Annotated in this window: 1 protein-coding gene; it reads right to left on the bottom strand. The window is 38.1% G+C overall.

Annotated features, from left to right (window positions below; all coding sequences use genetic code 11):
* On the bottom strand, nucleotides 1–360 hold a 360-nt coding region (locus tag M595_RS28660), incomplete at both ends, for an RNA-guided endonuclease InsQ/TnpB family protein (RefSeq protein WP_023070045.1).

Below are 360 nucleotides of genomic sequence, written 5' to 3'. Positions count from 1 at the left end.
ACATCAGATATTGACTTGGATAACAAACGATTCTTAACCATCCCCTTGACGTTGAGATTTTCAACGACAATGACTTGGCTTTCATCTACCAACTTTCTTGATAACTTGTGCAAGAAATCTTGGCGGGAATTAGCTATTCTCTCGTGAACATTAGCCACCTTTTTCCTGAATTTCTTTCTCGATTTACTTCCTTTAGTCTTTCGAGAAAGTTTTTTCTGTTTGAGGGCTAAATTCTTTTGGTGGCGGTTTAAATGCTTGGGGTTAGCATATTTAGTTACCCGCTCTCCATCGTGAACAATTGCGAAATCTTTCAGCCCTAAATCAATACCAATAATTTGATCTCCCAACTGTTTAACGTCA

The sequence above is a fragment of the Lyngbya aestuarii BL J genome, from assembly GCF_000478195.2.
In the GTDB taxonomy this organism is placed as follows: Bacteria; Cyanobacteriota; Cyanobacteriia; order Cyanobacteriales; family Microcoleaceae; genus Capilliphycus; species Capilliphycus aestuarii.
This window is presented reverse-complemented; position numbering and strand designations above follow the sequence as displayed.